Below are 20882 nucleotides of genomic sequence, written 5' to 3' on the forward strand. Positions count from 1 at the left end.
GGTTCACAGGTGCCGCACTCCTTCCGGGATCTCGTAGAAGGTCGGGTGGCGGTAGGGCTTGTCGGCGGCGGGCTCGAAGAACGGGTCCTTCTCGTCCGGCGAGGAGGCGGTGATCGCGGCGGAGGGCACCACCCAGATCGAGACGCCCTCCGAGCGGCGGGTGTAGAGGTCGCGGGCGTTGCGCAGCGCCATCTCCGCGTCCGGGGCGTGCAGGCTGCCGGCGTGGGTGTGCGACAGGCCGCGCCTGCTGCGCACGAACACCTCCCAGAGCGGCCAGTCGGTGCCGGTCATGCCGCTGCCTCCTCGTGCTCGTCGTGCTTCTCGTGATTCCCGTGCTTCGCCGCGTGTGCCGCGGCCGCTTCGCGCACCCAGGCGCCTTCCTCGTGGGCCCGCCTGCGGCGCTCGATGCGCTGCTCGTTGCACGGGCCGTTGCCGCGGAGCACCTCGTGGAACTCGTCCCAGTCGATGGCGCCGAAGTCGTGGTGGCCGCGCTGCTCGTTCCAGCGCAGGTCGGGGTCGGGCAGGGTCAGGCCGAGGGACTCGGCCTGGGGGACGCAGATGTCGACGAAGCGCTGGCGCAGCTCGTCGTTCGAGTGCCGCTTGATCTTCCAGGCCATGGACTGGGCGGAGTGCGCCGAGGCGTCGTCGGGCGGGCCGAACATCATCAGGGACGGCCACCACCAGCGGTTCACCGCGTCCTGCGCCATGGCGCGCTGGGCCTCGGTGCCGCGGCCGAGGGCGAGGAGGAGCTCGTAGCCCTGGCGCTGGTGGAAGGACTCCTCCTTGCAGATCCGGATCATGGCGCGGGCGTAGGGGCCGTAGGAGCAGCGGCAGAGCGGGACCTGGTTGGTGATCGCGGCGCCGTCCACGAGCCAGCCGATGGCGCCGACGTCCGCCCAGGTCAGGGTGGGGTAGTTGAAGATCGAGGAGTAGCGCTGGCGGCCCGAGTGGAGTTTGTCGAGCAGCTCCTCGCGGCCGGTTCCCAGGGTCTCGGCGGCGCTGTAGAGATACAGGCCGTGGCCGGCCTCGTCCTGCACCTTGGCCATCAGGATCGCCTTGCGGCGCAGCGAGGGCGCGCGGGTGATCCAGTTGGCCTCGGGCTGCATGCCGATGATCTCGGAGTGGGCGTGCTGGGCGATCTGCCGCACCAGCGTCGCGCGGTAGGCGTCGGGCATCCAGTCGCGCGGCTCGATCCGCTCGTCGGCGGCCAGCGCGGCATCGAACACCGCCTCCGGCGCTTGTGCGTCCGGCACCGTCGTCGTCATCCCGTGCCCCCTGTGCTCTCTCGTCCTGCTCCCTACCGACCGATCGTTCGGTTCAATGGTGTGCCGAGCGCTCGGAGGGTGTCAAGCCTGTGGATAACCCGTGCGCGCTGGGCCTCACGGGGCGGCGTGGGTACCGTTCGGGTGCACGCCGCCAGGCGGCGATCCGGGGCAGGCGCTGGGCAGACGGGGTTTCGGGGATGGACGGCACGACGGACGGCAGGGCTGCTGAGGGCGGCGAGGAAAACGGCGAGGAACACGGTGAGGAGAGCATCGGGAAGGGCGGAGTGGCCGGGCTTTCCCTGCCCGCGCGCGTCGTCGTCGGCGCCGCCGCGGTGGTGGTGGCCCTGGCGGCCGCCGTCCACCTGATCATGGTGTTCCTGCACGTGGCACCGCAGAACTCGGTGAGCAGACAGCACGCCGCGGCCATCGACAGGTACGTGTATCCGGAATTCGAACAGAACTGGAAGTTCTTCGCTCCGAACCCGCTTCAGCAGAACACCGCCGTCCAGGTCCGCGCCGAGCTGCGCCGGCCGGACGGGAGCACCACGGTCACCTCCTGGACGGACCTCTCCGCCCAGGACGGCGCCGCCATCCTGCACAACCCCTTCCCCAGCCACACCCGCCAGAACGAGCTCCGCCGCGCCTGGGACTTCTACGCCAGCACGCACGACGCGCGCGAGCAGCCCCTCGGCCTGCGCGGACGGCTCGCCGAGCGGTACGTGCGCCGCATCGCCGTCGCCCGCCTGGGCGCCGAGCGCGACGGGCTCACGGTCGACCGCATCCAGGTGAGATCCGTGACCGTCCCCATCGCCCCGCCGCCCTGGAGCGACGAGAAGGCCGACACCAAGCCGGCGTACCGCGTCCTGGCCTGGTGGCCGGTCACCACCGACGACCGCGTGGAGGCGGGCAGATGAGTACGACGTCCACGGCTGCTGCGACGGATTCGACGGGTTCGACGGGGCCGACGGGTTCCACGGGCTCCGCGCTGCTGCGCGGCCTCGACCGGGTCACCGGGTCGTCGCTGGGCCGCTACCAGACCGCCGTGCTGCGGATCGGCCTCTCCTTCGCCTGGGTCGGCTACCTGCTGCGCGAGTGGCCCAACCGCCGTGAGCTGTACGGGCCTGCCGCGCCGTGGAGCTGGGGCATGGCCCATGAACTCACCGGCGACAACCATGCGTTCACCGCACTCATGTGGTCGGACAGCACGGTGTGGTTCGAGAGCGTCTACGCGTTCGCGATCGTCAGCGGTGTGCTGCTGATGCTCGGGTGGCGCACCCGGACCATGGCCGTGCTCTCCATGATCGGGGTGCTGTCGCTGCAGAACCGCAGCGTGTTCGTGGGGGACGGCGGCGACAACGTCTTTCACCTGATGTCCCTCTACCTGATCCTCGTCCGCTGCGGACAGGTCTGGTCGCTCGACGCGCGACGGGCGGCCCGGCGTGCGCAGGCCCCCGGGCGGGGCGGCGGGCGGGACGGTGCCCGGGACGTCACCGGCATCGTGCTGTGGGTGCTGTGCGGCCTCGCCCTGGCCGCGGCGCAACTCCTCACCGACACGCGGATGATGTGGACGGACCGGGGACCCCTGCCCGGCATCGGCTGGGCGGCGGCCCTCTGGGGGCTCTGGGTCGTCCAGGGACTGTGGTGGCTGGTCTGCCGCCGGGCGCCGGGGGAGCCGCGCACCGTGCTCGACATGATCGCCCATCTCGCGCACAACGGCGCCCTGTTGGTGATCATGGCGGAGGTCTGCCTGATCTACGCCACGGCGGGCTGGTACAAGATCCAGGGTTCGCGCTGGCAGGACGGCACCGCGCTCTTCTACCCGATGCACATCGACTACTTCTCGCCCTGGCCCTCGCTGTCGCATGCGCTGGCCGCCAGTTCGGTGGTGGTGCTGCTGCTCAGCTACGGGACCGTGGCGGTGCAGGTCGCGTTCCCGTTCACGCTGCTCGACCGGCGGGTGAAGAACGTGCTGCTGGCCCTGATGATGGCCGAGCACGTGGGGATCGCGGTGATGCTGGGGCTGCCGTTCTTTTCGTTGGCGATGGTTGTGGCCGATGCGGTGTTTCTGCCGACGGGCTTTTTGCGGTGGGTGGGGGGTGCTGCGGGGCGTTTGTTTCCCCGATCCCGCCCCTTCCCGAAACCGGGGGCTGTGCCCCCGGGCCCCCGTCGGGGCTCCGACCCGGATCCCGGCCCTCGATCGCCGGACGGGCTGGATACTGCCCGGACCCGCTAGCCGGGGCCTGCCCGACGGTTCTTGCAGCGCCCCGTCAGGGGCGCGGGGAACCCCAGGGGCAGTGCGTCGGCTGCAGGCCGTCGGGGGCTGATCGCGCAGTTCCCCGCGCCCCTGACGGGGCGCATAGGCTGAGGCCCATGACCACCGAGGACGACGCCAGGGACGCTGCCCTGCGGCGATGGGCTGCGAACGCACCCGGCGCCGTGCTGCTCGACGGGTTTCACGCGCTCAAGCACGCCCTGCGCTTCGGGGCCGAGGTCGGGACCGCCCTCACCACGGACAAGGCGGCCACGCTGGCGCTCGCCCGTGATCTGGCCGGCGATCTGACGGACGTGCTCGACGCCCTCCTGGTCGAGGTGCCCGTGCAGACCCTGCGCGAGCTCGTGCCCCGGGTGCACCCCACCGGGGTGGCCGCCCTGGCCGCCCGGCGCGACCGGCAGGCCAATCTGGCGGCCTTGGCGCAGCAGCCCCGCCGGGCACCCGTGGTCGTCCTGGACAACCCCCGCAACCTCGGCAATGTCGGCGCCGTGATCCGCCTGGCCGCCGGCATCGGGGCCACGGGTGTGATCACCACCGGCGACCTCGACCCCTGGCACCCGAACGCGGTGCGCTCCGGCGCGGGACTGCACTACGCCACGGCCGTGGAGCGGCTCCCGCTCGAACAGCTCCCCTCCGGGCCGCTGTTCGTGCTGGACCCGGAGGGCGAGGACATCCGGTCCGTGCCGCTCCCCGACGACGCGCTGGTCGCCTTCGGCTCCGAGCGGCACGGGATCTCGCCCGAGCTGCGGACGAGGGCGACCCGGCTGGTCGCCCTGCCCATGCGGCCCCAGGTGTCCAGCTACAACCTCGCCACCAGCGTGGCCATGGCGCTCTTCCACTGGGGCGGCCCGGCGCCCGCGTAGCGGTCAGGCCTGGCGCCGCACCTCCACCATCCGGAAGCGGGAGGCGACGAACGCGCTGTCGCAGAGCACCGCGTTGGCCGCGGGGTTGCCGCCGGAGCCGTGGAAGTCCGAGAAGGCGGCCGTCTGGTTGACGTACACCCCGCCCGTGAGGTTCAGGGAGAGCTGGGCGCACTCCTCCAGGCAGGCCTCCTCCACCAGCCGCTCGACCTCCGGCGACGTGGTGTACGCGCCGACGGTCATGGCGCCCTTCTCCCGCACCGTGCGGCGCAGCAACTGCACCGCGTCCTCGGCGGAGTCCACCGCGACCGCGAAGGACACCGGCCCGAAGCACTCCGAGAAGTAGGCCGCCTCGGCGTCCGGCTTGGCGCCGTCCAGCTTCACGATCACGGGCGTGCGCACCGTGGCACCGGGGAAGTCCGGGTTGGCCAGCGTCCGCGAGGCGAGGGCGACTTCGCCGAGCCGGCCCGCGGCGTCGATCCGCTCCTTGACCTGGTCGTTGACGATGGCGCCCAGCAGGGCGTTGGCCCGGGCGTCGTCGCCGAGCAGCCCGTCCACCGCCGCGGCCAGATCGGCCACGACCTCGTCGTACGCCTTGTGCCCGGCGTCGGTGCCGATGCCCTCGCGCGGGACGAGCAGGTTCTGCGGGGTGGTGCACATCTGGCCGCTGTAGAGGGACAGCGAGAAGGCGAGGTTGGAGAGCATGCCCTTGTAGTCGTCGGTGGAGTGGACGACGACGGTGTTGACCCCGGCCTTCTCCGTGAAGACCTGCGCCTGGCGGGCGTTGGTCTCCAGCCAGTCGCCGAAGGCGGTGGAGCCGGTGTAGTCGACGATGCGGATCTCCGGGCGCACCGCAAGGGACTTGGCGATGCCCTCGCCGTCCCGCTCGGCGGCCAGCGCGACCAGGTCGGGGGAGAAGCCGGCCTCCCGCAGCACCTCGCGCGCCACGCGCACGGTGAGCGCCAGGGGCAGCACCGCCCGCGGATGGGGCTTGACCAGAACGGCGTTGCCCGTGGCGAGCGAGGCGAACAGGCCGGGGTAGCCGTTCCACGTGGGGAAGGTGTTGCAGCCGATGAGCAGCGAGATCCCGCGCGGTACCGCGGTGAACTCCTTGCGCAGCTCCAGGGGATCGCGCTTGCCCTGCGGCTTGACCCACTCCGCGGACCGCGGCGCCGCGCCCGTCTGCTCGGCGAGGGCGTAGACCACGGCCTCCAGGCCGCGGTCCTGGGCGTGCGGCCCGCCGGCCTGGAACGCCATCATGAACGCCTGGCCGCTGGTGTGCATGACCGCGTGGGCGAACTCGTGCGTCCGGGCGTTGATCCGGGCCAGGATCTCCGCACAGACCGCGGCCCGCGCCTGCGGCCCCGCCTCCCGCCACGCCGGCATGGCCGCACGCATGGCGGGCAGCAGGACGTCGGCGTCGGCGTGCGGATACTCGATGCCCAGCGGGAAGCCGTACGGCGAGACCTCGGAGCCCGCCCAGCCGTCCGTCCCCGGCTGGTCCAGCTCGAAGCGGCCGTCCCGCAGCGCCTCGAAGGCGGCCTGCCCCTCGGCCGCGCCCAGGCTGCCCGGCACGCCGTCCGCTCCGTAGGCCTTCGGGTGCTCGGGGTACGCGGACCAGTAGCCGCGGGAGCGGATGGTCTCCAGGGCCCGGTCGAGCGTGGGGCGGTGCTTCTCGGTCAACTGGTCGGTGCTGAGTCCGGCGGTCACGTCTGACCAACTCCTCGTCGAGTGGGCGGAAGACAAGCGGAAAGACAAAGCGGCTGGGACGAAGGCGAGCGGGGCGAATGCGAGCGGGCACAGGTATCCGGGGAGCCGGGAGGACCCCCGATGGATACAGTAACCGAACGATCGGTCGGGACAAGGGGGCCCGGCGAACCTGTGGACAACTCATCGGGGAGGATCACAGCCATGACCGCCATCGAGCCCGCCCGTACCGTCGCCGTCGTCGGCACCGGAACCATGGGCCAGGGCATCGCCCAGGTCGCACTGCTCGCAGGCCATCCCGTGCGGCTGTACGACGCGGTGCCCGGCCGTGCGGAGGAAGCGGAACGTTCCGTCAGGGCCCGGCTCGACCGTCTCGTGGCCAAGGGGAGGCTCACGGGGGCCGAGCGCGACGCGGCCGCCGCCCGGCTGCGCCCCGCCGCGCGCCTGGCGGACCTCGCCGGTCCCGCGGACCGCACGGCCCTGGTCATCGAGGCGATTCTGGAGCAACTCGACGTCAAGCAGAAGCTGTTCGGCGAGCTGGAATCGGTCGTTCCCGACGACTGTCTGCTGGCCACCAACACCTCCTCCCTGTCGGTGACGGCGATCGGCGGCGCCCTGCGCCGGCCCGGCCGCTTCCTCGGGCTGCACTTCTTCAACCCCGCCCCGCTGCTGCCGCTGGTGGAGGTCGTCCGCGGCCACGCCACCGACGCGGCCGCCGCCGAGCGGGCGCGCGCGACCGTGGCCGCCTGGGGCAAGACCCCGGTGACCTGCACCGACACCCCGGGCTTCCTCGTCAACCGGATCGCCCGTCCGTTCTACGCCGAGGCCTTCCGGGTGTACGAGGAGCGCGCCGCCGACCCGGCGACGATCGACGCCGTGCTGCGCGGGTCCGGCGGCTTCGCGATGGGCCCCTTCGAACTGACCGATCTCATCGGCCAGGATGTGAACAACTCCGTCACCCGTTCGGTCCATGCGTCCTTCTTCCACGACCCGAAGTTCACGCCCTCGCTCGCCCAGCAGCGGCTCGTCGAGGCCGGGCTGCTCGGGCGCAAGACGGGGCGGGGCTGGTACGACCACGCCGAGGGCGCGGAGCGGCCGCAGCCGCACACCGCCGCGTCCTGTGCGGCGCCCGAGGCCGTCGTGCTGCACGGGGAGCTGCCGCCGGCCGCCGCGGCCCTGCCGCAGCTGATCGAGGAGGCGGGCATCACCGTCGACCGGGCCCCCTGCGACAAGGACGACGAGGACACCGGATACGACGAGGACACCGGATACCTCGCCCTGCCCGGGGGCGTCCGGCTCGCCCTGACCGACGGGCGCGCGGCCGGCTCGGACGCGCCCGGGCCCCGCGTCCACTTCGACCTCGCCCTCGACTACCGCACCTGCGCCCGCGTGGCCCTCGCGCCTTCCCGCACCGCACCGGCGGCGGGCGTCCGGGCGGCCACCGGCCTGTTCCAGGCGCTGGGCAAGCAGGTGAGCGTCATCGGCGACGTGCCCGGGATGATCGTCGCCCGGACGGTCGCCATGCTCGTCGACTTCGCCCAGGACGCCGCGGGGCGCGGCGTGGCGGGCGAGGAGGACATCGACACCGCCATGCGGCTGGGCGTGAACTACCCGCGCGGCCCGCTGGCCTGGGGCCGGGGGCTGGGACCCGAGTGGGTGTGCCGGTTCCTCCGGAACATGGAGTACGAGTACCCCGGAGGCCGCTACGCCCCGTCCCAGCCCCTATGCCGCCGTGCGGCTGTCATGAAAGGCCTGCTGTAATCATGACCGTGACTCCTCCGCCCCGTGAACGGGGTGGCTTCTCACTCGGCTCCGGGGAGCCTCATGACGGCCAAGCCCTGACCGCTGCCCGCGAGCAGGGCCACAACGTACTACGCCGCATCGAGGGGCCGCAGGCGAACGATGCGTTTCCCTCCCGGCCTCATGACGGGGATTCCCATGCAAGGAGAATGATGGCCAAGCGCGACACCTACACGCCCGAATCGCTGCTCGCGGTCGCCGTCAAGGTGTTCAACGAGCGGGGCTACGACGGCACGTCCATGGAGCACCTGTCCAAGGCGGCAGGGATCTCCAAGTCCTCCATCTACCACCACGTCAAGGGCAAGGAAGAGCTGCTGCGGCTGGCCATAAGCCGGGCGCTGGACGGGCTCTTCGCCGTGCTGGAGGAGCCGGGCGCCACCGCCGGGCGGGCCGTCGACCGGCTCGAGTACGTCACCCGCCGCACCGTCGAGGTGCTCATCGCCGAGCTGCCGTACGTGACCCTGCTGCTGCGCGTGCGCGGCAACACGGAGACCGAGCGCTGGGCCATGGAGCGGCGGCGGGAGTTCGACCACCGGGTCGCCGGGCTGCTCAAGGAGGCTGCGGCCGACGGCGATCTCCGGCACGACGTGGACGTCCGGCTGGCCACCAGGCTGCTGTTCGGAATGATCAATTCCGTGGTGGAGTGGTACCGGCCGGAGCGCGGGGGCGCGGCGACGGCGGACGAGGTGGCCGACGCCGTTTGCCTGACGGCGTTTGCGGGGTTGCGGACCTAGTTTTTCGGGTGCGGGCGCGTCGTGGCTGGTCGCGCAGTTCCCCGCGCCCCTTTCGGGGCGCCTACGTGTCGCCGTCCTCCAGGAGATCCGTTTCTTCGAAGACCAGCAGGGTGCGGGTGCTCAGCACCTCGTCCATGGCCTGGATCCGGGTGAGCACCAGCTCGCGCAGGGCGCGGTTGTCCTTGGTGTGCACGAGCAGCAGGACGTCGAAGTCGCCGCTCACCAGGGCGATATGGGCCGCACCCGGCAGGTCCTGGAGCTTTTCGCGGACCCTCCGCCAGGAGTTCTGGACGATCTTCAGGGTGATGTACGCCGACGCGCCCTGCCCGGCCCGCTCCTGGTCGATCCGGGCGCTGAAGCCGCGGATGACCCCGTCGTCGATGAGCCGGTTGATCCGGGCGTAGGCGTTGGCCCGCGAGACGTGCACGCGCTCGGCCACGGACCGTATCGAGGCCCGCCCGTCGGCCTGGAGCATCCTCAGGATCGAGCGGTCGATGTCGTCCAGGGGCCGTGCGGGAGCTCTGTTTCCCTGGGTAGCACCCGGGAACCCCTGCGAAAAGGCCATCTGTTCGTCCGGCATACCGCCATGCCTCCCCTTCGTGGACGCCCTGTGCATATCTCAGGCTGTGGAGAACCGTTTGTCCACAGGCTCGGGCCGCCTGTAGCCAAAATGCGCCGACGACCGAACAATCGGTAGGGAGAGCGCAGGGCGCTTTCCGGTCACGCTCGTCCCCAAGAGGAGGTGCTCGTCATGACGGTTCTGGAGCAGCCCGGCTCGTACCGCCCCGCCCCGCCGCCCGGCTGGCAGCCCCGCACCGATCCGGCGCCGCTGCTGCCCGATGCGGAGCCCCTCCGGGTGCTGGGCACCCCGGCGGCGGGCGGGGTCGACCCCGCGCTGCTCGGCCGGATGTACGGCGAGCTCGTGCGCGGCCGGCGGTACAACACCCAGGCCACCGCGCTGACCCGGCAGGGCCGCCTCGCCGTCTACCCCTCCTCCACGGGGCAGGAGGCGTGCCAGGTCGCCGCCGCCCTCGCCCTGGAGCCGCAGGACTGGCTCTTTCCCAGCTACCGCGACACCCTCGCCGCCGTCGCCCGCGGTCTGGACCCGGTCGAGGCCCTGACCCTGCTCCGCGGCGACTGGCACACCGGCTACGACCCGCACGAACACCGCGTCGCCCCGCTGTGCACACCGCTCGCCACCCAACTCCCCCACGCCGTGGGCCTCGCGCACGCCGCGCGGCTGAAGGGGGACGACGTCGTCGCCCTGGCCCTCGTCGGCGACGGCGGCACCAGCGAGGGCGATTTCCACGAGGCGCTCAACTTCGCCGCCGTCTGGCACGCCCCGGTCGTCTTCCTCGTCCAGAACAACGGCTTCGCCATCTCCGTACCGCTGGCCAAGCAGACCGCCGCGCCGTCCTTCGCCCACAAGGCCGTCGGTTACGGCATGCCCGGCCGGCTGGTCGACGGAAACGACGTGGCCGCCGTCCACCAGGTGCTGACCGACGCCGTGCACCGCGCCCGGAGCGGCGGCGGGCCCACCCTGGTCGAGGCCGTCACCTACCGGATGGATGCCCACACCAACGCCGACGACGCCACCCGCTACCGCAGCGACGCCGAGGTCGAGGCCTGGCGCGCCCACGACCCGATCGCCCTGCTGGAGCGGGAGTTGACCGGTCGCGGGCTGCTCGGCGAAGCGGGCATACGGGAGGCACGGGAGGCGGCCGAGCGCATGGCCGCCGATCTGCGCGAGCGGATGCACCGGGACCCCGTGCTCGACCCGATGGAACTCTTCACGCACGTTTACGCCGAACAGACTGCCCAACTGCGCGAGCAGGCAGCACAATTGCGGGCCGAGCTGGCCGCTGCCGGGGAACTGCCCCCGGCCTGCCGGGAGGACGACGGCCCCCAGGAAGGAAGGCAGCGATGACCACCGCTGCTGTCGGGACAGCACACAAGGCCACCGCGCTGGCGCAGGCGCTCGGCAGGGCGCTGCGCGACGCCATGGCCGAGGATCCGTCCGTCCATGTGCTCGGCGAGGACGTCGGCACCCTGGGCGGCGTCTTCCGGGTCACCGACGGGCTGGCCAAGGAGTTCGGCGAGGACCGCTGCACGGACACCCCGCTGGCCGAGGCGGGCATTCTCGGCGCGGCCGTCGGCATGGCGATGTACGGGCTGCGGCCGGTCGTCGAGATGCAGTTCGACGCCTTCGCCTACCCGGCCTTCGAGCAACTCGTCAGCCACGTCTCGCGGATGCGCAACCGCACCCGCGGCGCCCTGCCGATGCCGATCACCGTGCGGGTGCCCTACGGCGGAGGCATCGGAGGCGTCGAGCACCACAGCGACTCCTCCGAGGCCTACTACCTGGCCACCCCCGGTCTGCAGGTGGTCGCCCCGGCCACCGTGGCGGACGCGTACGGCCTGCTGCGGGCCGCCATCGCCTCCGACGACCCCGTGGTCTTCCTGGAGCCCAAGCGCCTGTACTGGTCCAAGGACGACTGGGACCCCGAACGTCCCGAACAGGTGCCGGGGATAGGGCGGGCGGTCGTCCGCAGGCGGGGCACTTCGGCGACGCTCGTCACCTACGGACCGTCCCTGCCCGTCTGCATGGAGGCCGCCGAGGCCGCCGGTGCCGAGGGGTGGGACCTGGAAGTGGTCGACCTGAGGTCGCTGGTGCCCTTCGACGAGGAGACCGTCTGTGCGTCCGTGCGGCGTACAGGACGGGCCGTCGTCGTCCACGAGTCGACCGGGTTCGGCGGTCCCGGAGGGGAGATCGCCGCCCGGATCACCGAGCGCTGCTTCCACCACCTGGAGGCGCCCGTGCTGCGCGTCGCGGGGTTCGACATCCCGTATCCGCCGCCCATGCTGGAGAAGCACCATCTGCCCGGCGTGGACCGGGTGCTGGATGCGGTGGGGCGCCTGCAGTGGGAGTCCGAGTGGACGTCCGGCGGGCGCGGGAGCAACGGATACGAGGGCGGAGTGCAGTGATGGCCGTCGTCAAGGAATTCACCCTGCCGGACCTGGGCGAGGGGCTCACCGAGGCCCAAGTGGTGCGCTGGCTGGTCGAGGTGGGGGACGTGGTCTCCGTCGACCAGCCGGTGGTCGAGGTCGAGACGGCCAAGGCGATGGTCGAGGTGCCCTGCCCCTACGGAGGCGTGGTCACGGCCCGCTTCGGCGAGGAGGGCACGGAACTGCCCGTGGGCGCACCGCTGTTGACGGTCGCCGTGGGGGAGCGGGATCCGGGCGGCAAGGGTCCGGACGCCCCGGACGGCCGGAACGGCTCCCAGGGCTCGGGCAATGTGCTCGTCGGCTACGGCACCCAGGCACCCGCGGCCCGCCGCCGCAGGGTGCGCCCGGGCGACCGCGGTGCCGCGCAGCCCGCCGGTGCCGCCGGCCCGGCCGGTGCGCCGGGCGCGCCGGTCTCCGTCGCCGTCATATCGCCGCTCGTCCGCCGGCTCGCCCGGGAACGCGGGCTGGACCTGCGCCGGATACGGGGGACGGGCCCGGAAGGGCTGATCATCCGGGCAGACGTCGAACAGGCGGCGCAAGCAGCACAGGCAGCACAGGCGGCCCACGCCTCGCATGCCGCTCCGGCACCGGCGCCCGACGCCCATGCAGGCGCAGCCGTGCCGCGCGGTGCGGCGGCCCCGGCCGTCCGCACGGCCCGCGCGGCCGGCCGGCGCAAGGCCGAAGGGCTGCGCGTCCCGCTGCGCGGAGTGCGCGGTGCGGCCGCCGAGAAGCTCAGCCGCAGCCGCCGGGAGATCCCGGATGCCACCTGCTGGGTCGACGCGGACGCCACGGAACTCCTGGCCGCCCGGAGGGCCATGAACGCCTCCGGCGGCGCCAAGGTGTCGCTGCTCGCCCTGCTGGCCCGCATCTGCACGGCCGCCCTCGCCAAGTACCCGGAGCTCAACGCGACGGTCGACACCGAGGCGCACGAGATCGTCCGGCTGCCCGGGGTGCACCTGGGGTTCGCCGCGCAGACCGACCGCGGGCTGGTCGTCCCCGTCGTCAGGGACGCCCACGCGCGCAACGCGGTCGAGCTGTCGGTGGAGATGGCCCGCCTCACCGAGGCCGCGCGGGCGGGCAAGCTCAGCCCCGCGGAGCTGACGGGCGGCACGTTCACCCTCAACAACTACGGGGTGTTCGGGGTGGACGGCTCCACGCCGATCATCAACCACCCCGAGGCGGCCATGCTCGGCGTCGGCCGGATAGCGCCCAAGCCCTGGGTGCACGAGGGCGAACTCGCCGTGCGGCACGTGGTGCAGCTGTCGTTCACCTTCGACCACCGGGTGTGCGACGGCGGCACGGCGGGCGGCTTCCTGCGGTACGTGGCCGACTGCGTCGAACAGCCGGCGGTGCTCCTGCGCTCGCTCTGACCCTGCGGAGCCCGGCACTCCGAGGACGCGGCACACTCGTCGGGTGACCAACGATCCGGTGTACGACGCGTACGACGCAGTGGTCCTGGCCGGCGGCGCGGCCCGCAGGCTCGGCGGAGCGGACAAGCCCGCCGTGCGGGTGGGCGGGCGGTCGTTGCTCGACCGGGTGCTCGGCGCCTGCGGCGGGGCCGCCCGCACGGTCGTCGTGGGACCGCGCAGGGCGACGGTGCGGCCGGTGCTCTGGGCCCGTGAACAGCCGCCCGGAGGCGGCCCGCTCACCGCCCTGGACGCCGGGCTGCGCCAGGTCTCCGCGGCGACGGTCCTCCTGCTCTCCGCCGACCTGCCCTTCCTCGACGAACAGGCGGTACGGGCGCTGCTCGGCGCACTCGGCGAGCACGGCGGCACGGCCGAGGGCGCCGTCCTCACCGACCCCGGCGGCCGGGAACAGCCCCTCGTCGCCGCCTACCGCACCGAGGCGCTCCGGCGCGAGCTCGGGCTCCTCGCCGCGGAACACGGCACGCTCTCCGGCCTGCCCCTGCGGCTGCTCACCACGGAGCTGTCCCTGACCCGGCTGCACCACCCCACCGCGTCCTTCGACTGCGACACCTGGGAGGACATCGGCACGGCCCGCGCGCGGATCAGGGACGATAGGAGCGTGCTGGATGAATGGATCTCCGCGGTCAAGGCCGAGCTCGGCATCGAGATCGATGTCGACACGGCAGGCCTGCTCGACCTCGCGCGCGACGCCGCGCACGGCGTGGCCCGTCCCGCCGCGCCCCTGACGACCTTTCTCGTCGGCTATGCCGCGGCGCTCCGCGGCGGCGGTCCGGAGGAGCTCGCCGAGGCCTCCCGCAAGGCCACCGCGCTCGCCGCGCGCTGGGCCGAGGAGGGCGGCACGGCGGGGCCGCAGAAGCCCGACGGGTCGTCATGACCGGCCGGCGGGAGGCGGACGCCTCGCTCGACCGTGCGACGGACGACGCCCTGGCGCTGTTCGCGGACACCCGCACCGTGCCGGAGCCGGGCCCGGACCTGGACCCGGAGCGGCAGCAGGAGAGCCGTGAGCCCGGCGGATACTTCCCTTTCGACGAGGACCCGTTCGAGCAGGCCCCCGCGCCACCCGGACGCGAAGAACCGTCCCTCGACGTGCCGTTCGCGGGCGTCCGCTACTACGACGCGACGGGCGGTGCCGCGGAGCCGAAGGGCGACGGCACCGAGCCCTCCCCCGGCCACGGCACCCCCTGGCAGGAGGCCCGCCGGACGGCCGCCCGGGCCGCCGCGCCCCTGCAGCCCTGCCCGCGCCCCCTCGGCGACGCCCTCGGCCACACCCTGGCCGCACCGCTCGCCGCCCTGACCGACCTGCCCTCCTTCGACACCTCCGCCATGGACGGCTGGGCCGTCGCCGGGCCCGGCCCCTGGCGGCTCCCCGCCGACGGGGAGGGCATCCTCGCCGGGCACGCCGAGGCCGGCGTGCTCCGCGACGGGCACGCCCTCCGGATCGCCACCGGTGCCCGGGTGCCGGCCGGAGCGACGGCGGTCCTGCGCAGCGAGTACGGCATCGTGCGGGACGCGGGCGAACTGCTCCACGCCACCCGGCACGTCACCCAGGGCACCGACATCCGCCCGCGCGGCCAGGAGTGCCGCACCGGCGACGCCCTCGTGCCCGCCGGCACCCTCGTCACCCCCGCCGTGCTCGGCCTCGCCGCGGCGGCCGGCTACGACGAGCTGACCGTCGCCCCGCGCCCGCGCGTCGAGGTCCTCGTCCTCGGCGACGAACTGCTCCACGAGGGCCTGCCCCACGAGGACCGCATCCGCGACGCGCTCGGCCCGATGCTCGGGCCCTGGCTGCTGGCCCTGGGCGCCGAGGTGACGGCGACGCGGTTCCTCGGCGACGACGCGGCGGCGCTGCGCGCGGCCCTCACCGCGTCCGGCGCCGACCTGGTGCTCACCACCGGGGGCACCGCCGCCGGACCCGTCGACCACGTCCACCCCACCCTGGGCGACCTCGGCGCCGAGTGGCTGGTCGACGGCGTCGCCGTGCGCCCGGGCCACCCCATGCTGCTGGCCCGCTACGGGCCCGGGCGGCACGTGGTCGGGCTCCCCGGCAATCCGCTGGCCGCCGTCGCGGGCCTGCTGACGCTCGCCGAGCCGCTGCTGCGCACCCTCGCGGGGCGCGCGGCACGCAGGCCGCGCCGGGCCGTGCTCACCGAGGGCGTGACCGGGCGGCCCGCGGACACCCGGCTCGTCCCGGTCACCGACCGCGGCGAGGGCCGCGCGCGTCCGCTGCGCTTCCATGGGCCGGCGATGCTGCGCGGCCTGGCGGCCGCGGACGCGCTGGCGGTCGTCCCGCCGGGCGGCGCGGCCCGCGGTGCGGCCGTGGAGCTGCTCGACCTGCCGGGCGCCCTGTAGGGGGCGCGGGTCATCTGTGGGTTCGTCGTGGCTGGTCGCGCCCACGCGGCGGAGCCGCATATGTCGACAGCCCCGCGCCCCATACAGGGCGCGCCCCATACAGGGCGCTAGTTCTGCTTGATCGTGACCACGCGGTCCGCCAGGTGCAGGGTCGCCGCCTCGGGGGCCGAGTAGGGGATCAGACGGTGCCCCCGGATCACCGCCACCACCAGGTCGGCGCAGTCCCGGGGGCTGCGCCCCGCCTCGCTCTTCGTCACCGGGCGCTCGACGACGTCCAGGCCGTGGCCGTACGTCAGCAGGTCTTCGAGGACGTTGCCGACGTTCGGGCTCAGCATGGACATTCCGAGCAGCCGCCCGGCCGAACTGGAGCTGGTGACGACCGTGTTGGCGCCGCTCTGACGGAGCAGTGGGACGTTCTCGTCCTCCCGCACGGCGACGACGATCGTGGCGTGCTTGTTGAGCTGACGCGCGGTGAGCGTCACCAGGGCGGCCGTGTCGTCCCGCTCCGTGGAGATCACGACGTGCGTCGCTCTCTGCAGCTCGGCGCGCAGCAGGGTGTCGGACCTGGTGCCGTCGCCGAGGACGCCCACGAGACCGTCGCTCGCGGCGGCGTCCACGGCCTTCTTCTGCGGGTCCACGACGACGATCTTGTCCTTGGGCTTGCCCTGCCCGATCAGGGTGTCGATGGTGTGGCGGCCCTTGGTGCCGTATCCCACGACGACGGTGTGGTCCCGCATCCGTGACCTCCAACGGTGAACGCGTACTTGCTGCCGGGTCCGCTCGGTGAGCACTTCGAGCGTGGTGCCGACCAGGATGATCAGGAACAGCACGCGGAGGGGCGTCACCAGCAGCACGTTGCTCAGGCGGGCGCTGTCGCTGTACGGGACGATGTCGCCGTATCCGGTGGTCGACAGGGTGACGGTGGAGTAGTAGACGGCGCCCAGAAAGCCCACCTCGCCGCCCGCGTTGTCGTGGTACCCGCTGCGGTCGGCGTAGACGATGAAGACGGTGGCGACCATGACGAGCAGCGCCATGAGCAGCCGCCGGCCGACCTGGAGCAGGGGCGAGGCGGCACGCTGGGCGGGCAGGACGATGGCCCGGCCGGCTTCGATGTCCTCGGCGTCGGGGCGGCTCCGGCGGAGCAGGGACCGGATCAGCGTCCTGTTGCTCTTGCGGTCAACCATCGTCTGTCGGCCTCAAAGCTGCATTCGTCGCATTTCGCACGCAGCCCATGATCTCTTATTGCCGGACGGGGCGTGGAGCGGCGTCGGTGCCGCAGCCCGGCGCGGATATCGGCGCGCACACCGCCCACACCGCGCACCGGAGCACGTAGCCTCGCGCTCATGCATGCGATCACCATTCCCGTTCCCGGCGGACCCGAGGCCCTCGTCTGGGCCGAGGTCCCCGACCCCGTGCCCGGCGCGGGCGAGGTGCTGGTCGAGGTCGTCGCCAGTGCCGTCAACCGTGCCGATCTGCTGCAGCGGCAGGGCTTCTACGACCCACCGCCCGGTGCGTCCCCGTACCCGGGTCTCGAGTGCTCCGGGCGGATCGCCGCGCTCGGTCCCGGAGTGAGCGGCTGGGCGGTCGGCGACGAGGTGTGTGCGCTGCTGGCCGGCGGCGGCTACGCGGAGAAAGTCTGCGTGCCGGTCGGTCAGTTGCTGCCCGTACCGGACGGCATGGACGTCGTCACGGCGGCCGCTCTGCCCGAAGTGACGGCCACTGTGTGGTCGAACGTTTTCATGGTGGCGCACCTCCGCCCCGGTGAGACGTTTCTCGTGCACGGCGGCGGCAGCGGAATCGGCACCATGGCCGTCCAGTTGGCCAAGGCGGTCGGGGCGCGCGTCGCGGTGACCGCGGGCGGCCGGGACAAGCTGGAGCGCTGCCGCGAGCTCGGCGCCGACATCCTCATCGACTACCGCGAACAGGACTTCGTCGAGGAACTGCACAAGGTGACCGGCGGGGTCGGCGCCGACGTCGTCCTGGACATCGTCGGGGCGAAGTACCTGCAGCGGAACATCGACGCCCTGGCGGTCAACGGACGGCTCGCCATCATCGGCCTGCAGGGCGGCCGCAAGAGTGAGATCGACCTGGGCAAGCTGCTGGCCAAGCGGGCGGCCGTGACGGCGACCTCGCTGCGCGGGCGGCCGCTCGCGGAGAAGGCGGCCATCGTGGCGGCCGTGCGGGAGCACGTGTGGCCGCTGATCGCCGGCGGGCGGGTGCGGGCGGTCGTCGACCGGACGGTGCCGATGCGGGACGCGGCCGCCGCGCACCGGGTGCTGGAGGAGAGCGTGCACGTCGGCAAGGTGCTGCTCACGACGTGAGGCTCCGCCGGGTCACCCGGCCGGGCGCCCATCAGCGCGCCGTCGCCGCGCGGCGGTGTGAGGGTGGGGGTGACGTGAACTCCTGCGGAGGGCGGTGGCGGCCGTGTGGATTGCCGGGGCTCTGGCCGGACTGGCCATGGCGGTGCCGGGGGTGTTCATACCGGTCGTACCGGTGACCGGAGCCCTGTCCGGGCCGACGCCGTCGCCGTCGCCCGCGGTGCCGTCCACCACGACCGTCTTCCCCTCCCCGCCCGCACCCGGCCGGCGGCTCGCCGGGACCGTGGCCGGGGAGGGCCGCCCGCACCCCGGGCGGGCCGACACGGCCGCGCCGCGGCGCTCCGCTCCGCGGCCCTCGCACGCGGCGCCGATCGTGCCGCCCGCGCGCGAGGAGCCGGGCCCCGTGCGCGGGGCGTCGCACGGGCCGGGACCCGCCGCGGCGGAGCGGCCGGAGCAGGCGGAGCGGGTGATACGCGTGCTGCCGCTCGGCACCGGGATGGCACTGACGGGTCTCGGGCTGGGATTCATCGCCTGGCGGCTGCGGAGGCAGTAGCGCGGGAGCGCGCGCCCCGCGCAAGGAAGCGGTGGATCAGGCGTGTACGGGGGCATCACCAGGGGGAAATCACCTGTGCGAGAGAATGGCGGCATGGATATGCCGAGGAATGAACGGTCGCAGGAGAGCCCGCACGTTCTGGTCGTAGGCCCGGACGGCATGGCTCTCGGCAGCGCCAGCCCCGGCGGCGGGGAGGGCGACGACGAGTCGCGCGAGGTCCCGGTGACGGAGATGGTCGAGCAGCCCGCCAAGGTCATGCGCATCGGCAGCATGATCAAGCAACTGCTGGAGGAAGTGCGCGCCGCGCCTCTGGACGAGGCGAGCCGCGTCCGGCTCAAGGAGATCCACCACAGCTCCGTCAAGGAGCTCGAGGACGGTCTCGCCCCCGAGCTCGTCGAGGAGCTGGAGCGGCTGTCGCTGCCGTTCACGGACGAGACGATCCCGACCGAGGCCGAACTGCGCATTGCGCAGGCCCAGTTGGTCGGCTGGCTGGAAGGCCTCTTCCACGGCATCCAGACGACGCTGTTCGCCCAGCAGATGGCGGCCCGCGCCCAGCTGGAGCAGATGCGCCGCGCCCTGCCCGCCGGTGTCCTCGACGACGACGAGCACGACATCCAGCCGCACGGCGGCGCCCGTTCGGGCCCGTACCTGTAGGCGCAACGGAAGAACGGAAGAGAAGAACGGAAGAGGGGCCCCTTGCCGAACCGGCAAGGGGCCCCTCCGCATGGGTACTTACGCCTTACGCCTTACGCCTTACGACGCCGGGTCGCCCGTCGACACCGTCAGCACGAACTGCGCGCTCTTCGGGTCGAACGGGTCGCCCGCCTCGGGCGACTGGGTCATCACGGTGCCCTTGCCCCAGGTGTTCTCGCTGACCGGGTCCACGCGGTACTTCCAGCCGGCGGCCTGCAGGCACTCCTTCACGGAGTCGATGTACAAGTACTTGAAGTCCGGAGCGGTCTTCTTCGTCTTGTCGTTGTAGGCGTCGTAGGCCTGCGTGCACTTCTCCTTGTCGATGGTCTTCGACTTGTCGCCGTCCTTGTGCTTGGACTGCGCCGCGCCGCCACCGCCGCCGGAGGTGCTGCCCTGGCCGCCCGCGCCGCCGGGGGCGACCGGTGCGTTGGAGGACTTGCCGCCGCCGGCCTGGTCGTTCTTGTTGTTGTCCTGGCCGTTGAGGGCGATGGCGGCGATCACGCCGACGACCGCCAGGACCGCGACCACGGCCGAGCCGATGAGCACCGGCTTGTTGCTCCTGCCGCTGTCGGCGGGGGCCGGTGCGGGCGGCGGCGTCTGGTAGGCGGGCGCCGGGGGCTGGTAGCCGCCCTGGACGGTCGGCGGCGGGGTGGACGGGTTGTAGCCGCCGTACGGGTTCTGGACGGCCGGCTGCGGCTGGTACGGCGTCTGGACGGCCTGCGGGCCGGGCGCCGGCATCTGGCTGTCCACGGGCGGGAAGACGGCCGAGCCGACCCCTGCACCGCTGCGGGCCGGCGGGCCGCCCGCGATGATGATCGGCGAACCGGTCGCCTGGGCCGTGCCGGCCACGCGGGCGCACTCGTCGCGCATGGCCTCGGCGCTGGGGAAGCGCTCGTTCGGGTTCTTCTTCAGCGCGCGCATCACCAGCGCGTCGACGGCCGGCGGGATCGAGCGGTTGATCGTGGAGGGCGCGACCGGCTCCTCCTGGACGTGCGCGTAGGCGATGGCCAGCGGCGAGTCCGCGTCGAAGGGCAGCCGGCCGGTCAGCAGCTCGAAGAGCATGATGCCGACCGAGTACAGGTCGCTGCGGGCGTCCACGCCGCGGCCCAGCGCCTGCTCGGGCGAGAGGTACTGCGGGGTGCCGACGACCATGCCGGTCTGCGTCATCGACGTCACGCCGGACTGCATGGCGCGGGCGATGCCGAAGTCCATGACCTTGACCACATTGCGCTTGGTCATCATCACGTTGCCGGGCTTGATGTCCCGGTGGACCAGGCCCATCTCGTGGCTGACCTCGAGCGCCGCCAGCACATCCGCTGTGATCTTGAGCGCCTTGTCGGCCGGCATCGCGCCGTACTGGGCGACGTCGGCGTCGAGCACCGAGCGCAGCGGCTTGCCCTCGATGTACTCCATGACGATGTACGGCATCGTCGCGCCGTCCAGCTCGTCCTCGCCGGTGTCGAAGACCGAGACGATGTTGGTGTGCGTGAGCTTGGCCACGGCCTGGGCCTCGCGGCGGAAGCGCTCGCGGAAGGAGGCCTCGCGGCCCAGCTCGGTGTGCAGGGTCTTGATGGCCACGTACCGGTCGAGCACACTGTCGTGGGCGAGGTGCACGGAGGCCATGCCGCCTTCGCCGAGCAGGTCACGGAGCTGGTAGCGGCCGCCGCCGACCGTGCGTCCCGCGTACCGGCCGTGTGCGCCGTCCTGGCTCATGGTGTTGCTTCCCCCTCGGCGCACTGTGCACTGTCTGTGACCGGTGACGGTGGCGTACGGAGCCGGTTCACCGCTGCGATCCGGCTCTTCTTCGACGTATCCCGGCCAAGTCTGCCCCAGGGCGCGGGCACGTCAAGCCGCGTGCCCGTTCCGTGACCGGATGCGCGACAAGCCGTCACGGGATT

General features: G+C 72.9%; 19 protein-coding genes. 13 read left to right on the forward strand and 6 right to left on the reverse strand.

What is annotated here, in order from left to right; all coding sequences use genetic code 11:
• Positions 1 to 3: 3 nt before the first annotated feature.
• The gene (gene paaB, locus ACMATS_RS19620; protein ID WP_336410259.1) at positions 4 to 291 is read right to left on the reverse strand and encodes a 1,2-phenylacetyl-CoA epoxidase subunit PaaB; all 288 of its coding nucleotides are present in this window, start codon (positions 289 to 291) and stop codon (positions 4 to 6) included.
• A complete protein-coding gene (gene paaA / locus ACMATS_RS19625; RefSeq protein ID WP_414168598.1) occupies positions 288 to 1265 on the reverse strand; it encodes a 1,2-phenylacetyl-CoA epoxidase subunit PaaA in 978 nt (325 codons plus the stop codon). The genes paaB and paaA overlap by 4 nt, the downstream gene beginning before the upstream one ends.
• A gap of 197 nt (positions 1266 to 1462) precedes the next feature.
• Here paaA and ACMATS_RS19630 point away from each other — a divergent pair, with 197 nt between their 5' ends.
• The 3 genes from ACMATS_RS19630 to ACMATS_RS19640 all read left to right on the forward strand — a co-directional run bounded on the left by ACMATS_RS19630 (position 1463) and on the right by ACMATS_RS19640 (position 4400).
• Positions 1463 to 2179, forward strand: coding sequence for a DUF5819 family protein (locus tag ACMATS_RS19630; protein ID WP_414168599.1), 717 nt, complete (start codon positions 1463 to 1465; stop codon positions 2177 to 2179).
• Complete coding sequence (locus ACMATS_RS19635; RefSeq protein ID WP_414168600.1) at positions 2176 to 3498, forward strand: HTTM domain-containing protein; 1323 nt, start codon at positions 2176 to 2178, stop codon at positions 3496 to 3498. The genes ACMATS_RS19630 and ACMATS_RS19635 overlap by 4 nt, the downstream gene beginning before the upstream one ends.
• Before the next feature lie 137 nt (positions 3499 to 3635).
• Positions 3636 to 4400 carry a TrmH family RNA methyltransferase gene (locus tag ACMATS_RS19640; RefSeq protein ID WP_414168601.1) on the forward strand — a complete coding sequence of 255 codons (765 nt, stop codon included), beginning with the start codon at positions 3636 to 3638 and terminating at the stop codon, positions 4398 to 4400.
• A gap of 3 nt (positions 4401 to 4403) precedes the next feature.
• On the opposite strand, the gene paaN is transcribed toward ACMATS_RS19640, so the two are convergent.
• Positions 4404 to 6107, reverse strand: coding sequence for a phenylacetic acid degradation protein PaaN (gene paaN / locus ACMATS_RS19645; RefSeq protein WP_414168602.1), 1704 nt, complete (start codon positions 6105 to 6107; stop codon positions 4404 to 4406).
• Positions 6108 to 6308: 201 nt separating this feature from the next.
• On the opposite strand from paaN, the gene ACMATS_RS19650 reads away from it, so the two are divergent.
• Both ACMATS_RS19650 and ACMATS_RS19655 read left to right on the forward strand, forming a co-directional pair.
• The gene (locus ACMATS_RS19650) at positions 6309 to 7865 is read left to right on the forward strand and encodes a 3-hydroxyacyl-CoA dehydrogenase (protein ID WP_414168603.1); all 1557 of its coding nucleotides are present in this window, start codon (positions 6309 to 6311) and stop codon (positions 7863 to 7865) included.
• Between the two features lie 191 nt (positions 7866 to 8056).
• Entirely contained in the window at positions 8057 to 8638 is a 582-nt protein-coding gene (locus ACMATS_RS19655) for a TetR/AcrR family transcriptional regulator (RefSeq protein ID WP_414168604.1), read from the forward strand.
• Positions 8639 to 8699: 61 nt separating this feature from the next.
• Here ACMATS_RS19655 and ACMATS_RS19660 read toward each other — a convergent pair whose 3' ends face one another.
• On the reverse strand, positions 8700 to 9218 hold the full coding sequence (locus ACMATS_RS19660; protein ID WP_390777324.1) for an Lrp/AsnC family transcriptional regulator: 519 nt from the start codon (positions 9216 to 9218) through the stop codon (positions 8700 to 8702).
• Between the two features lie 171 nt (positions 9219 to 9389).
• On the opposite strand from ACMATS_RS19660, the gene pdhA reads away from it, so the two are divergent.
• Genes pdhA through ACMATS_RS19685 form a run of 5 tightly spaced genes read left to right on the forward strand, consistent with a single transcriptional unit; the run spans position 9390 to position 15420 of the window.
• Positions 9390 to 10565, forward strand: a complete 1176-nt coding sequence (pdhA, locus tag ACMATS_RS19665) for a pyruvate dehydrogenase (acetyl-transferring) E1 component subunit alpha (RefSeq protein ID WP_414168605.1) — start codon at positions 9390 to 9392, stop codon at positions 10563 to 10565.
• Entirely contained in the window at positions 10562 to 11623 is a 1062-nt protein-coding gene (locus ACMATS_RS19670) for an alpha-ketoacid dehydrogenase subunit beta (protein ID WP_390777326.1), read from the forward strand. The genes pdhA and ACMATS_RS19670 overlap by 4 nt, the downstream gene beginning before the upstream one ends.
• Positions 11623 to 13014: a dihydrolipoamide acetyltransferase family protein gene (locus ACMATS_RS19675; RefSeq protein ID WP_391150409.1), complete on the forward strand. Its 1392-nt coding sequence runs from the start codon at positions 11623 to 11625 to the stop codon at positions 13012 to 13014. Before ACMATS_RS19670 ends, ACMATS_RS19675 begins: the two co-directional genes overlap by 1 nt.
• A 43-nt stretch (positions 13015 to 13057) precedes the next feature.
• On the forward strand, positions 13058 to 13945 hold the full coding sequence (locus ACMATS_RS19680; protein ID WP_390777328.1) for an NTP transferase domain-containing protein: 888 nt from the start codon (positions 13058 to 13060) through the stop codon (positions 13943 to 13945).
• The gene (locus tag ACMATS_RS19685; RefSeq protein ID WP_414168606.1) at positions 13942 to 15420 is read left to right on the forward strand and encodes a molybdopterin molybdotransferase MoeA; all 1479 of its coding nucleotides are present in this window, start codon (positions 13942 to 13944) and stop codon (positions 15418 to 15420) included. The genes ACMATS_RS19680 and ACMATS_RS19685 overlap by 4 nt, the downstream gene beginning before the upstream one ends.
• A gap of 107 nt (positions 15421 to 15527) precedes the next feature.
• On the opposite strand, the gene ACMATS_RS19690 is transcribed toward ACMATS_RS19685, so the two are convergent.
• Positions 15528 to 16604, reverse strand: a complete 1077-nt coding sequence (locus tag ACMATS_RS19690; RefSeq protein WP_390777330.1) for a potassium channel family protein — start codon at positions 16602 to 16604, stop codon at positions 15528 to 15530.
• Positions 16605 to 16763: 159 nt separating this feature from the next.
• On the opposite strand from ACMATS_RS19690, the gene ACMATS_RS19695 reads away from it, so the two are divergent.
• The 3 genes from ACMATS_RS19695 (at position 16764) to ACMATS_RS19705 (ending at position 18945) form a co-directional block, all read left to right on the forward strand.
• Positions 16764 to 17741, forward strand: coding sequence for an NAD(P)H-quinone oxidoreductase (locus ACMATS_RS19695; RefSeq protein ID WP_390777331.1), 978 nt, complete (start codon positions 16764 to 16766; stop codon positions 17739 to 17741).
• Positions 17742 to 17844: 103 nt separating this feature from the next.
• Positions 17845 to 18291 carry a hypothetical protein gene (locus ACMATS_RS19700; protein ID WP_390777332.1) on the forward strand — a complete coding sequence of 149 codons (447 nt, stop codon included), beginning with the start codon at positions 17845 to 17847 and terminating at the stop codon, positions 18289 to 18291.
• A gap of 93 nt (positions 18292 to 18384) precedes the next feature.
• Positions 18385 to 18945, forward strand: a complete 561-nt coding sequence (locus ACMATS_RS19705) for a bacterial proteasome activator family protein (RefSeq protein ID WP_336410241.1) — start codon at positions 18385 to 18387, stop codon at positions 18943 to 18945.
• 99 nt (positions 18946 to 19044) lie between these two features.
• Here the strand turns inward: ACMATS_RS19705 and ACMATS_RS19710 are convergent, their stop codons facing one another.
• Complete coding sequence (locus ACMATS_RS19710) at positions 19045 to 20697, reverse strand: Stk1 family PASTA domain-containing Ser/Thr kinase (protein ID WP_390777333.1); 1653 nt, start codon at positions 20695 to 20697, stop codon at positions 19045 to 19047.
• Positions 20698 to 20882 lie beyond the last annotated feature (185 nt).

Origin of the sequence: Streptoverticillium reticulum, assembly GCF_047456005.1 — a bacterium.
GTDB lineage: Bacteria > Actinomycetota > Actinomycetes > Streptomycetales > Streptomycetaceae > Streptomyces > Streptomyces reticulum.